The sequence below is a fragment of the Prosthecobacter sp. genome (assembly GCF_034366625.1).
Taxonomy (GTDB): domain Bacteria; phylum Verrucomicrobiota; class Verrucomicrobiia; order Verrucomicrobiales; family Verrucomicrobiaceae; genus Prosthecobacter.
The window spans coordinates 106,751-119,232 of record NZ_JAXMIH010000030.1 but is presented as its reverse complement, the minus strand read 5'-3'; the positions used below and the strand labels follow the sequence as shown (position 1 = coordinate 119,232).

The window sequence follows — 12,482 nt, the reverse complement described above, 5'->3', positions numbered from 1 at the left end:
CACGCTTCATGCGCTCTTAAATCTCAGCGTGATCGCCCCTGCGGCTGTCTCACCCTCAAGACCATGCCAAAATCCTCCGCACTACGCGACGCCCTGCAACAGTCGCCGAACAATCTTTCCCTGCTGTTGCTCTATGGCCGCGCATGCTTGGAAGAGCTTCATCTGGATGAGGCACGGGAGGTTTTCACCCGGGCGCTGAATGAAGACCCGGATCAGACCGATGCCATGCTCGGCATCGCGAAGGTTTCGTTCATGGAGGGAGACACCTCCGGTGCTGCCGTGCGTGCCGAACGCGTGCTGTTTCTCGAACCCACCAACGCCCAGGCGCATCTGCTTCTGAGCCGCGTTTATTTGAGCGAAGGCGACCGCACCAAGGCCATCGATCACTTCGACCGCGCCGCGCAGATCGACGGAACCATGAGCGATCCTGCATTGGAGCGCGAACTCGGCCGCACCGCCCGTGACGCGCGCAAAACCGCGCCAGCACCGGCTCCAGAGCCCGCGAATCAAGAAGCCCCGCCTTCTGGTGCTGGTGATGCCGACGAATTCTTCGACGATCCCTTCGATGATCCGCCCTACGACTGGCGGCCTGAAACTTTCTATGCTCCCGGCGATCCTGAGCGTGGCCGTGTTACTTTCGCAGATGTCGGTGGCATGGAGGAATTGAAGGAGGAGATCCGCCTCAAGATCACCTACCCGCTCCAGTTCCCGGACTTGTACAAGGCCTACGGTCGCAAAACCGGCGGCGGCATCCTCATCTATGGACCTCCCGGCTGTGGCAAGACGCTCATCCTCCGCGCAGTCGCGGGCGAAGTCCCCTGCAACTACCTCGCCGTCGGTCTGCACGAAATTTTTGATCCCTACTTCGGCAGCACTGAGCGCAACCTGCATCAGATCTTCGAAACCGCCCGCGCCAACGCGCCGTGCGTGCTCGTCTTTGACGATCTCGATTCACTTGCCCAGGACCGCCGCCAGATTCGCGAAAGCCAGATGCGTAACCTCGTTAACCAGTTCCTGCACGAGATGGACGGCATCCGCAGCGATAACCAGCGCATTCTCGTCATCGGTGCCACCAATCAACCGTGGGCGCTTGATCCGGCCTTCCGCCGCCCGGGTCGTTTCGATCAGGCCATTTTCGTGCCGCCACCGGATGCACCGGCACGCGCGCAGATCATCGACCTGCTCGCCAAGGACAAGCCCATCTCCAATTTTGACAACGCTGCCCTCATCGAAGCCACCAACGGCTTCTCAGGAGCCGATTTGAAGTGGGTGTTTGACCGCGCCGCCGAACTCGCACTCTCCGCCGCCATTCACACCGGCCAGCCGGTGCCGATCACGCTCGAACTGCTCCTCGCTGTGGCCAAGGCACATGCACCGACCACTCAGGATTGGTTTGAAGGCGTCCGCACCCACGCGCAACAGCACGAAGGCCCGGACAGCATCTTCAACGACATGCGCAAATTCCTCGGCGCACCTTCGAATACGAAGAAGGAGCGCTGATTAACGCTTCATCTCGCCGTCCACGATGCGCATCGCGCCACGCGGGTTCGAGTCTTTGAGCAGCTCCGGCAGCGCATCTTCTGGGAAGCCTTGATAGCAGACCGGACGCACGAAGCGGTAAATGCTCGCCGTGCCGATGCTGGTGAAGAAGCTGTGGCTCGCGGCCGGATACGGGCCGCCGTGATGCATTGAAGGGCAGACTTCGATGCCGGTGGGGAAACCGTTGAAGACGATGCGGCCGACCTTCTTCTCCAAGACACGCACCAGCGGTGCGAAGTCGCGCAGATCCTGTTCCGTGCCATGCAGCGTCGCAGTGAGTTGACCTTCGAGGCTGTTCGCGTAGCGCAGCATGTCCTCAAGGCTGGCACATTGGGTGATGATCGAGCACGGGCCGAAGACTTCGCGTTGCAACTCAGCATTGCCCTCCAGCACGTCGATGGTGGTGGTGAAGATGCGGCAGGCTGCCTGCGTGGCCGTTTCGCTCGGCGGCGTTTCGGATTGTCCGGCCAGATGCAGCCCATCAATCGTCTGCCACACGGCAGTGCCGGCATCGTAAGCCTCGCAAATGCCGCGATGCAACATCGTTTGCGGGGCCACCTTGCCGGCGAGAGCCGCCGCATTGCTGATGAACTGGTTCAATTCGCCTCCTTGCAGGCCCAGCACGATGGCGGGGTTCGTGCAGAACTGGCCCACACCCATCGTGACCGAGCCGACGTAGGCTTCCGCGATCTTCGAGGCACGCTCCTTGAGCGCACCGGGCAGCATAAACACCGGATTCACCGAGCCCATCTCCGCATACACCGGAATCGGATGCGAACGCGCCGCGGCCACATCCATGAGCGCACGACCACCACGAAGCGATCCGGTGAAACCCACCGCTTGTGTGATCGGGTGTTTCACCAACGTCATGCCGATGTCGTTGCCCTTGCCATGCAGTAGTGAAAAACTCCCCGCAGGCAGGCCGACCTTGTGCAGCGCATTCACCACCGCACGTCCCATCATCTCACAGGTGCCTGGATGCGCGGGATGGCCTTTCACCACGACGGGACATCCCGCTGCGAGCGCACAAACCGTGTCCGTGCCAACGACACCGATGGCGAAGGGGAAATTGCTCGCGCCAAACACCACCACTGGCCCGATTGGCATCATCACGCGGCGCACATCTGGTTTCGGCAACGGCTGGCGTTCTGCAATCGCATGATCCACGCGAGCCTCCGCCCAGGAACCTTCGCGAATCAAGGCCGCGAACAGCTTGCACTGCCCGATGGCACGTCCGCGCTCGCCAGTGAGGCGTGCCATCGGCAAAGCGGTCTCCGCATGCGCCCGTTCGAGCAGCGCATCTCCCATCGCCGTGATTTCGTCGGCAATCGCATCCAGCAGCGCCGCGCGCGTCTCCGGCGTGGCAAGACGCAGGCCATCGAAAGCCGCTTCCGCAGCCTGCAAGGCTTCATCGGCCTCCGCATGCGTGGCGTCCCCGTAAGCTGGCTCAAGCTGGGCGCTGGTGGTGGGATTGAAGGCGTGGAACAGATGGCTTTGTGGCGCGGATTCGCGGCCGGCGATGAAGTGGTGTCCGTTGAGTGTCATGGTGGGAGTCTCTAAAAGCGAAATGCGGTTTCGTCCAGCAATCGTGCGCCGTGCCAGAAGCGGGCGATTCCGACGGTGTTGTCGTCTTTGTCGTAGCGATAAACAATGCGATAAGGATAAACCACGATCTCCCGTGTTATCGCGTCATCAAATTCAGGAACAATCCGGCCTCGTTCGGGCAGAATGGCCAGAGACTCGGCGGCTGAAACGAGCTTTTCACCGAATCTCCGCGCCGTCTTGGGGTCATCGAGGGAGATGTAGCGCACAATTTCACGTAGATCCTGAATCGCACGAGGCGAAATGATCACTCGACAATCCATGAGGGCATCATCTCACGCACTTTGTTGATCGGAACCCCCTCGCCACGTTCGAGCTGCTCAAAACCTTCACGCACTCCGGCGATGAACTCGATCTCGCGGGCAATGTCGTTCAGAGGCATGTCCTCCGGCAGTTTCTCAATCAAGTCGATGGCGATCTGGCGGTTGCTCATGGTTGAATTATGTCAGATTTGAAGATCGCGGCAAGACCCGATCAGGCCATCGGGTTCATGAGTGTGCCGATACCGTCGATGGTGATGTTGACGACATCGCCGCTCTGAAGCGTGAATTCATCACCTGGAACGATGCCTGTACCAGTCATGAGGAAGGTGCCGGTGGGGAAAGTATTGTCGCGATAGAGGAACCCGGCAAGTTCCTGCGGCGTGCGTTTCAATTGAGACAATGTCGTTTCGCCTTCGAAGGCAACGACTCCAGCACGGTCAATTTGCAGGTGGATGCGAGTCGTAGGAGCAGGCGCCTCTGTTTGAATCAAGATGGCAGGCCCAAGAGCAGCGCAGAGTTTGAAGCACTTCGCCTGGGGCAGGTAGAGCGGGTTTTCGCCTTCGATGTCACGGCAGGAAAGATCGTTGCCAACGGTGTAGCCGATGATTTCGCCGCGTGAGTTGATGCAGAGAGTGAGTTCCGGCTCGGGCACCATCCATTTCGAGTCGCTGCGCAGATGCATCGCCTGGCCTGGATGCGCAACACGCTGCGGAGTGGCTTTGAAGAAAATCTCAGGACGTTCGGCGGCATAAACGCGGTCGTAAAAACTGCCACCACCGGCGTCTTTCGATTCCTCCATGCGGGCGGTGCGGCTGCGGAAGTAGGTGACGCCTGCGGCCCAGACTTCCTGCGAGACGATGGGGGCCAGGATGCTCTCAGTGACCGGCGCAGCGACGGCGGGAGAAGAAGCCGCTATTTGAGAGAGGTAAGCAGCCAGTCCTGCGATTTCGAGGAGAGCATCCCAGTTGGTTTCCGGTACGGCGTGCCAAGTGCCTGCGTTTTCAATGAAGATGCCGGAAGCGGTGCGGTAAAGGAGCATGATGGCGGCCAGACTAGAGGGACTCGCGCCGCGTGCAACCAGCGTCACTTCTGAATCTTCAGCAGCACCTCATCCAGGCCATGAAGACAGCTCGCCCACTGGATTCCAGCAACGGCCACACAGTCTCGATAACTCTCCGCCGCGCGACCGCCGACGATCAATCCCATCGAGGGCGGCAGCAGGTCGCGCATGCGCCGCAGCTTTTCCTCAATGACCGGGCATTTTTCCGGATAAACCACGCTCAGCGCCACCGCCTTCGCATGACGGGCGATGGCGCAGGCGGAAATCTCCTCCACCGGCAAATTCGGCCCGAGATAGGTCACATGCCAGCCAAGATCCCGTGCCGAGGCCGCCACGATCAACGCGCCCAATTCATGCAACTCCCCCGCCGGAGTAGCGACGACGAGTTCCGGCGCATGCGCGGCAGTCTGGCTTCCAGGCACTGCCGTCAGCAGCAGTTCACGGATCACCGCCGTGGCGATGTGCTCGTGGCTGGGGCGCAGACTGCCATGCTGCCAACTGTCGCCAATCTGGATGATCAGCGGGCAAATCACTTGATGCAGCATCCCGCGCTGGCCGAGTTGCCGACGCGCTTGGAGCAGCACTCGGCGCAAGGTGTCGGAGTCATACTTCTTCGACGCGGCAATGGCGGCCTCCACGAAGTGCTCCGCCGTCTCGAAATTCGCCTCCGGGGCAGCGACCGCGCTTGCAGGTAGCTTTTTCACCAGTTCCTCCAGCTCCACAGTGCCAAGCCTTGCCACACCACCAATGCGGTGGCCGTTTTCCGTGAGCACGCGCAGCAGTTTCAACCGCTTGATGGCTTCTTCGCAGTACATGCGGCGATTCGTGCCGGTGCGGCTGGGACTGAGCGCGTTGTAGCGGCGCTCCCATATGCGGATCACGTGGGAGCTGAGGCCGCTGAGCTGGCTGGCGTGCTGAATGGGACAGGGCATCGGGAGGAGATGTCGAATGGCAGTTGCCATTTGAGGCTGGCACTGGAACGATTACGCATTGCCGCCGCCTCTGGCTACTGTCTTGTCACATTTTCCGCCACATGCTGAATTACATCTGGGCCTTCCTCCTTCTCACCGGCATGTGCGCCGCCGCGCTGCTGGGCAATGTCTCCGGTGACGGCGGCATCGTCGCATCCATTCTCTCCAAATCGAAAGCTGCGGTCATGGACATCGCGCTGCCGCTGGCCGGATTGATGATTTTCTGGCTCGGTGTCATGCGCGTCATGGAAAAAGCCGGGCTGCTGGAACTGGCCGCCCGCGCCCTTTCGCCCATCATGCGCCGCCTCTTTCCCGATGTTCCGCGCGATCATCCAGCAATGAGCGCCATGATCATGAATCTGGCCGCCAACATGCTTGGCCTCGGCAACAGCGCCACGCCACTTGGCCTCAAGGCCATGACGCACCTCCAGGAGCTCAATCCGTACAAGCACACTGCCAGCAACGCCATGGTGACCTTCCTCGCGATGAACACCGCCGCGTTCACGCTCGTGCCCATGACGGCCATCAACTACCTCAACGCCGCCGGGGTCAAAGGCGCTCATCAAATCATCGTTCCCACCATCCTCGCCACGGCTTGCACCGTCGTCACCGCCGTGGTCACAGCCAAACTTTACGGCAAGCTGCCCATGTTTGCCATTCAACCGGATGACAGCGTGGAATCAACGGCCGCAGCCGATCAAACCGCGCCCGTGTCCGAAAAGATCACGCCGAAACGCCGCTTCTGGCTCATCGCCCTGTTCGTCATCTTTGGTGCCTGTGCCGTGCTCGAATTCATGCCTGCCACCGCTCGTGAGAGCGTCTTGCATGCCACCGGACTCAGCCAAGTTGTCGAAAAGGCGAAGCAGAAGGCCGCACCCGCAGCCAAAGCCACGCCAAACTCGGCTGCCGCTGAAGCGCCGCAAATCGAACCCGCGTGGAAGCGCTTCATGAACGGCGGTTCCGGCCTCGCCATTCCCATCGTGCTCGTCATCACCCTCGGCGTCGGCATGGCGAAGGGCGTGAAAGTTTACGAGGAGTTCGTCGAAGGCGCGAAGGAGGGCTTTGCCGTCGCCACGCGCATCATGCCCTTCCTCGTGGCGATGCTGGCCGCGCTGGCCGTTTTCAACAGCTCCGGCATGCTCCTGCTGCTCGAATACATGCTGCGACCCGTGCTTGGCTTCATCGGCTTCCCAGTGGAACTGCTGCCGATGGCGCTGATGCGACCGCTGACCGGCTCCGGCTCGCTCGGCGTGCTCAATGACATCCTGCTGCGGCCTGAGAGCAGCGATCTGCTCAAATACACCGCCGCCATCATGTACGGTTCCACCGAGACCACGTTCTACGTCCTCGCCGTCTATTTCGGCAGCGTCGGCATCCGCCGCATCCGCCACGCCCTCGCAGCCGGACTCACCGCCGATGTCGTCGGCATGGGAATGGCTGTGATCATTGGTCGAATGCTTTTCTCATGAAATTCCTTCTCCCATGGCTGCTCGTCTGCGCCGTTCACGCCGCAGATCTCATCGAGCATGCAAAAGCACATCCCGATGGCAAAGCGGCGTTCAGCTTCGATGCCACCGCTTGGAGCGATGTCGAAGCCACCCGCCACCTGCCCATCGGCGTGTTCGACTCTGGCATCGGCGGACTCACGGTGCTCGAAGCACTGCTCACACTCGATGCCTTCCACAACGACACGCTGCAACCTGGAGCCGATGGCGCGGCCGATTTTGCGCAGGAACGTTTCATCTATTTCGGCGATCAGGCCAACATGCCCTACGGCAACTACTCCGCCGTCAACCGCACCGACTACCTGCGTGAATTGATCGTGAAGGACACGATTTTTCTCCTCGGCAAGCGATTCTGGCCTGCGAAGGGCAACGTCCCCTCATTCACCAAGCCGCCGGTCAAAGCCATCGTCATCGCCTGCAACACCGCCACCGCCTACGGCCTCGAAGGCATCCGCAAGGCCGTGGCCGCATGGAAAATTCCTGTGATCGTCGTCGGTGTCGTTGAAGCCGGAGCACGCGGTGTCCTCGAATCCAAAACTACCGGCGGCATCGGTGTCCTCGCCACAGTGGGCACCTGCGCCAGCGGCGTTTACCCGCGCACCATCACCCAAACCCTCGGCCTTGCTGGTCAAAGCGTCCCCGTCATCGCCCAGCAGGGCAGCGCCACACTCGCCGGAGCCATCGAAGGCGATGCGGCGTTTCCTGAATCCGTGTCAGCGTATGCGTTGAAGGAAGCTCGTGCCCTGATGGAGGCCTATCGCGATGCCAAACCGACCAAACCGCTGCAAACCATCGTCCTCGGCTGCACGCACTACCCGCTCGCCAAGGATGAGATCGACACCGCCTTCGATTCACTGCGCCAGGAGCCAGCGTTTCGCGATTTGATCGCCGAACAGCGCCTCTTCGTGAATCCCGCTGAAGCGACAGCCAAAGAGCTGTTCCGTGAGCTTGCCAAGGCAAAGCTGCGTTTGAAGCCCGGCGAACACTGCATCCTCGAACACGGCCAGTTCTACCTCTCCGTGCCCCGCGTCGATGAAGTCGGCATTCAACTCTCCGCTGACGGCAACTTGGACCGCGACTATAAGTATTCGCGGTCACCCGGCCAGTTCGACTACGAAGACACGAAGAACGTGCCTCTCTCTCCGGCCCTGATTCCGGCCAACAGCGCCAAGCTGGTGCGTGAACGCCTGCCCACAGTATGGCAAAGCCTAAGCCATTGAGGCAACGGCTCCATTCCTGCAGGCAGCCAATGGATGGCCTTCACACCATTGAACAACCAGACTCTGACAAAGAAAGTCGGCAAAATGGAGAGACTCATCGTGGATGGCTGAGATCCTTGCGTGTCTTGTGAAAAAGCTGATGCGTGATCCTCTCACGCCCTCAGTGGCACCACTTTGCGGTCCAGATCATGCACGGCATGGATGCGGCGCACGGTGCCGCTTCGCGAACGCATCAGGATGGAGTGCGTTTCGACGCGATGGCCGAACAAACGGCAACCGGGCAGCAGCGGGCTGTCGCTGATGCCGGTGGCGCAGAACAAGGCGCTCTCACCGACGATGAGTTCGTTCACCCGAAACACTTGATTCAATTCTGATGCGGAGACCTGGGTGGCAACTTCGGCCTTATGCGCGTCGTTGTGAAACCACATGCGCAATTGCATGTCGCCACCGAGGCATTTCAACGCCGCAGCGGCCAGAATGCCTTCGGGCGAGCCGCCCATACCAACGTAGAGGTCACAGGTCGGTTCCGGCATCGACGGGGCAACTGCGGCGGCGATGTCACCATCGGTAACCATGCGCAACGCAGCCCCGGTGCGGCGAACCTCATCGACAATCTCGTGATGACGGGGACGATCCATGGTGACCACGACGAGATCGCGTTCGCGTTTGCCCAATGCTTCGGCCACGAAGCTGATTACTTCTGTGAGCGGCATGTCGAGGAAGCAACGGTCCCCCCTGCCCTCCAGCGCTTTCTTCACCGCCGGACCATAAGCGATCTTATGGCTGTAGAAGCTGGGGAGACTTTTCATCGCGCACGGAGCACCATCGGGAATCTGCGCTGCTGCGATGACTGAAATGCTGTTGGGCAGCCCCTTGGCGATGTTGCTGGTACCATCAATGGGATCAAGGGCGATGTTGAATCGCGGCGTGCCATCACGCCATGTGCCAAGATGCTCGCCAACGAAGATGCCGGGCGCGTTGTCTTTGATGCCTTCACCGATGACGACTTCACCACGGATGTCGAGGATGTCGAACACGCCGTAGATCGCGCTGCATGCGGCACCGTCAGCGAGTTCCTTCTCGCCACGTCCCAGCCAATGAATGGCCTGCAAGGCCGCGTTTTCAGTGGCACGAACGAATTCAAATTCGAGAACGCGTTCGAGGTCGTGAGCACTGCGGAGAGGGGGAAGGCTGGTGGACATGGCTCATCAATGTTGAATGACGAATGGCGGAATGACGAATGAAAGAATCACGACTTCTGACATTTGGGGCAGTAGAAGGTGGAACGCTGGCCGAGGACGATGCGTTTGATCTTCGCGCCGCAGACGCGGCAGGGTTCGCCCTCGCGATCATAGACACGGAGGGTCTGGGCGAAGTAACCGGGCTCGCCACTCTCGTTCACAAAGTCGCGCAATGTCGTCCCGCCCATCTTGATCGAGGCTGCGAGCACATCGCGGATGGCTTTGACCAGCTTTTCAAGACGCGGACGCGTGACTTTGCCCGCAGGCTTGCGCGGATCGATGCCAGCCATGAACAAGGCCTCGCTGGCGTAGATGTTGCCAACACCAACGACGACGTGCGCGTCCATGATGACAAGCTTGATCGCGGCAGTTTTGCCTTGGCAGGCGGCATGGAGGTGCATGGCTGTGAATTCATCCCCCAACGGCTCGGGTCCGAGGTCTTTGAGCAGTGCATGCTGCATGGGATCGCCCTCAATCCACAGCGCGGCTCCGAAACGACGCGGATCATGCAAGCGGAGTTGCTTGCCGCTGTCCAGCGTGATCGCCAGGTGGTCGTGCTTCTTGAACGGCACGTCCGGTGAGAGCACCCGCAGATTGCCGGACATGCCGAGATGAATCATGAGCGTGCCTTTGGCGGTGCCAAAGAGCATGTATTTGGCCCGGCGGATACCCGAATCGATGCGGCAGCCTTCGAGTTCATGAATTGCGTCCGGCACCGGCCAGCGCAGGCGTTTGTCGCGGATGATCACCTCACGCACACGTTTGCCGATCACATGCGGCGAAACACCGCGCAGCGTGGTTTCGACCTCGGGAAGTTCTGGCATGGGCTATTGGCCTTCGAGTGCCTGTTCCACGGCCCGCCAAGCCAGCATGGCGCATTTCACGCGCTGTGGGAACTTTTGCACGCCTTCCAACAGAACCAATTCACCGAGGGCGTCTTCATCCTGCGGTATTCCATCCCCCATGACGACACGGCGGAAGTCCTCGCGCATGGCGGCGGCCTGCTCCTTGGACTTGCCTTTGATCTTCTGCGTCATCATGGAGGCGCTGGCCTGGCTGATGGCGCAGCCCTGGCCGGTGAACTTGAGGTCGTCGATGTTCTGGCCGTCGTCGGACAGGCGGAGCCAGACGTCGATCTCGTCGCCGCAGGAGGGGTTGTCACCATGCGCATGCAGGCAGGGAGGCGGGATTTCGCCGTGATTACGCGGATTGCGCGAGTGATCGAGGATCACCTGCTGGTAGAGATCGCGGAGGTCGTCGGAGAGAGGCATCAGGTGAAGAATTTGCGCGCGGCGAGCAGTACTTCGACGAGCCGGTTGATTTCTTCGATCGTGTTGTAGAAATAGAAACTGGCGCGGGTAGTGCCGGGCACTTTGAAACGCTTCATCAGCGGCTGCGTGCAGTGATGACCGCCACGCATGGCGACGCCGTGGCTGTTGGCAAACTCGACAAGGTCATGTGGATGAGCGCAGTCGAGATGGAAGGCGACGAGTGCCCCGCGATGGCCGGACTGCGGCCCCAGGATGCGAATACCTGGCACCTCACGCATCTGCTGCACGGCATAATTGGAGAGGTTGTGGTCGTGGCGCTGGATGTTTTCGAGGCCGATCGCCTGGAGGTAGTCGATGGCGGCGGCGAGTCCGATCACCCCGGCGATGTCAGGTGTACCGGCCTCAAAACGATGCGGTGGCGGTTTGTAGGTGCTGGCTTCGAGCGAGACGGAGAGGATCATCTCACCGCCGCCATGCCAGGGCGGCATGGTTTCGAGCCGTTCCATGCGGCCATAGAGCACGCCAATCCCGGTGGGCCCGCACATCTTGTGGCCGGAGAAGACAAAGAAATCGCAGCCGAGATCACGCACGTCGATGGGCATGTGCCCGGCGCTTTGCGCGCCATCGAGCAGCGTGACCGCACCAACCGCCTTCGCTTTGGCACAGAGTTCACGGGCGGGGTTGATGGTGCCGAGCGAGTTCGAGATGTGAACGAAGGCGAAGAGTTTCACCTGCTCGTTGAGCAATGCCTCAATGGCGGCCGAGTCGAGCGTGCCGTCGTCGAGCACGGGGATGTGCTTCAGCGTCGCGCCAGTGCGCTGGGCGAGAAGCTGCCAGGGCACAAGATTGCTGTGATGTTCCATGCCTGTGACGAGAATGACATCGCCCGGACGGAGGTTTTGCGTGCCCCAGGTGTTGGCGACGAGGTTGATGCCTTCTGTCGTGCCCCGGGTGAAAATGATCTCGTCATCCGTCGCAGCCCCGATGAAGCGGGCCACCTTTTTCCGCGCCGTTTCAAAGGCGTCGGTGGCACGGACACTCAGTTCATGCAGCGCCCGATGGACGTTGGCGTTGTCCCGTTCGTAGTAGTGCGACAGCGTCTGAATGACCGCACGCGGCTTCTGGCTGCTGGCCGCACTGTCCAGATAGACCAGCGGATGCCCATGAACCTGCTGGTCAAGAATGGGGAAATCAGAGCGGATGCGATGCCAGTCCATGATTTCGGACCTCGGCAACTAGCGTGCCGCCATGCTCTGACGCGGCGATCCGGCGGCAGGAAGGTGACCAGCGTAGATGCCACGATTTTCGACCTGACGGGCACGATCCTGAATGGACGCCGGTTTGCCATTGGCAGGAAGCTCGTTTTCCGCCAGATAACCCAACAGTGCGGTCGCAGTCTGATCCATCATCCTCACCGGATAGCTGTTCATCAAGCCATTAAGAGTTCCACAACTGGTCAGGCAAACGGGAAGCAGCACAAGTGTGGCGAGTCGAAAATATTTCATTAGCAGCGTGTTTATCATGCCGGTTTGAATCTGTAAACAACAAGATGCTCAGCGTTTGAAAGCCAGCCCGGAGTTGGTGCTGCGATCTGCCGGCAGGATTCCATGCATCCCCCTGTCTTCCACCTGCCGTCCTCGCATCTCCATTGATTTGCCACCACCCGCCTCCTTGCTCTCCTCTACCAGCATCAGCAGAGGGGCCAGCCGTAACGCCGTGTTGATGAGACTACAACTGCTCAGCAGCAGGCAGGCGGCGATGGCAAAAATCAGACGAATTAAAGACATTCATCGTGTTTAACACAGTCGCC

General features: G+C 60.4%; 14 protein-coding genes. 3 read left to right on the top strand and 11 right to left on the bottom strand.

From position 1 onward, the window contains the following. Positions 1-63: 63 nt before the first annotated feature. Complete coding sequence (locus U1A53_RS26910; protein ID WP_322285027.1) at positions 64-1,500, top strand: AAA family ATPase; 1,437 nt, start codon at positions 64-66, stop codon at positions 1,498-1,500. Here U1A53_RS26910 and U1A53_RS26905 read toward each other — a convergent pair whose 3' ends face one another. From U1A53_RS26905 to U1A53_RS26885, 5 genes are read right to left on the bottom strand one after another with little or no spacing between them, the layout of a single operon-like run. Next, the gene (locus tag U1A53_RS26905; protein ID WP_322285026.1) at positions 1,501-3,084 is read right to left on the bottom strand and encodes an aldehyde dehydrogenase (NADP(+)); all 1,584 of its coding nucleotides are present in this window, start codon (positions 3,082-3,084) and stop codon (positions 1,501-1,503) included. Positions 3,085-3,095: 11 nt separating this feature from the next. Beyond that, positions 3,096-3,350 (bottom strand): type II toxin-antitoxin system RelE/ParE family toxin, encoded by a 255-nt coding sequence (locus tag U1A53_RS26900; RefSeq protein WP_322285025.1) that lies wholly within the window; start codon positions 3,348-3,350, stop codon positions 3,096-3,098. Between the two features lie 38 nt (positions 3,351-3,388). After that, positions 3,389-3,574 carry a hypothetical protein gene (locus U1A53_RS26895; protein WP_322285024.1) on the bottom strand — a complete coding sequence of 62 codons (186 nt, stop codon included), beginning with the start codon at positions 3,572-3,574 and terminating at the stop codon, positions 3,389-3,391. 41 nt (positions 3,575-3,615) lie between these two features. Next, positions 3,616-4,443: a fumarylacetoacetate hydrolase family protein gene (locus U1A53_RS26890; RefSeq protein ID WP_322285023.1), complete on the bottom strand. Its 828-nt coding sequence runs from the start codon at positions 4,441-4,443 to the stop codon at positions 3,616-3,618. Between the two features lie 44 nt (positions 4,444-4,487). Continuing rightward, positions 4,488-5,396: a MerR family transcriptional regulator gene (locus U1A53_RS26885; protein WP_322285022.1), complete on the bottom strand. Its 909-nt coding sequence runs from the start codon at positions 5,394-5,396 to the stop codon at positions 4,488-4,490. A 101-nt stretch (positions 5,397-5,497) separates the two neighbouring features. Here U1A53_RS26885 and U1A53_RS26880 point away from each other — a divergent pair, with 101 nt between their 5' ends. Further along, positions 5,498-6,904, top strand: a complete 1,407-nt coding sequence (locus U1A53_RS26880; protein ID WP_322285021.1) for a nucleoside recognition domain-containing protein — start codon at positions 5,498-5,500, stop codon at positions 6,902-6,904. Next, positions 6,901-8,160, top strand: coding sequence for an aspartate/glutamate racemase family protein (locus tag U1A53_RS26875; RefSeq protein ID WP_322285020.1), 1,260 nt, complete (start codon positions 6,901-6,903; stop codon positions 8,158-8,160). The genes U1A53_RS26880 and U1A53_RS26875 overlap by 4 nt, the downstream gene beginning before the upstream one ends. Positions 8,161-8,312: 152 nt before the next feature. On the opposite strand, the gene U1A53_RS26870 is transcribed toward U1A53_RS26875, so the two are convergent. The 6 genes from U1A53_RS26870 to U1A53_RS26845 are packed head-to-tail and all read right to left on the bottom strand — an operon-like array spanning position 8,313 to position 12,459. After that, complete coding sequence (locus tag U1A53_RS26870; protein WP_322285019.1) at positions 8,313-9,362, bottom strand: fructose-bisphosphatase class II family protein; 1,050 nt, start codon at positions 9,360-9,362, stop codon at positions 8,313-8,315. Positions 9,363-9,409: 47 nt separating this feature from the next. Further along, the gene (mutM, locus tag U1A53_RS26865) at positions 9,410-10,225 is read right to left on the bottom strand and encodes a bifunctional DNA-formamidopyrimidine glycosylase/DNA-(apurinic or apyrimidinic site) lyase (RefSeq protein WP_322285018.1); all 816 of its coding nucleotides are present in this window, start codon (positions 10,223-10,225) and stop codon (positions 9,410-9,412) included. 3 nt (positions 10,226-10,228) lie between these two features. Further along, entirely contained in the window at positions 10,229-10,672 is a 444-nt protein-coding gene (gene sufU / locus U1A53_RS26860) for a Fe-S cluster assembly sulfur transfer protein SufU (protein WP_322285016.1), read from the bottom strand. Beyond that, positions 10,672-11,889, bottom strand: coding sequence for a cysteine desulfurase (locus U1A53_RS26855; RefSeq protein ID WP_322285015.1), 1,218 nt, complete (start codon positions 11,887-11,889; stop codon positions 10,672-10,674). Before U1A53_RS26855 ends, sufU begins: the two co-directional genes overlap by 1 nt. An 18-nt stretch (positions 11,890-11,907) precedes the next feature. Continuing rightward, positions 11,908-12,195 (bottom strand): hypothetical protein, encoded by a 288-nt coding sequence (locus tag U1A53_RS26850; protein WP_322285013.1) that lies wholly within the window; start codon positions 12,193-12,195, stop codon positions 11,908-11,910. A 30-nt stretch (positions 12,196-12,225) separates the two neighbouring features. Continuing rightward, on the bottom strand, positions 12,226-12,459 hold the full coding sequence (locus U1A53_RS26845; RefSeq protein WP_322285012.1) for a hypothetical protein: 234 nt from the start codon (positions 12,457-12,459) through the stop codon (positions 12,226-12,228). Positions 12,460-12,482: the final 23 nt, after the last annotated feature.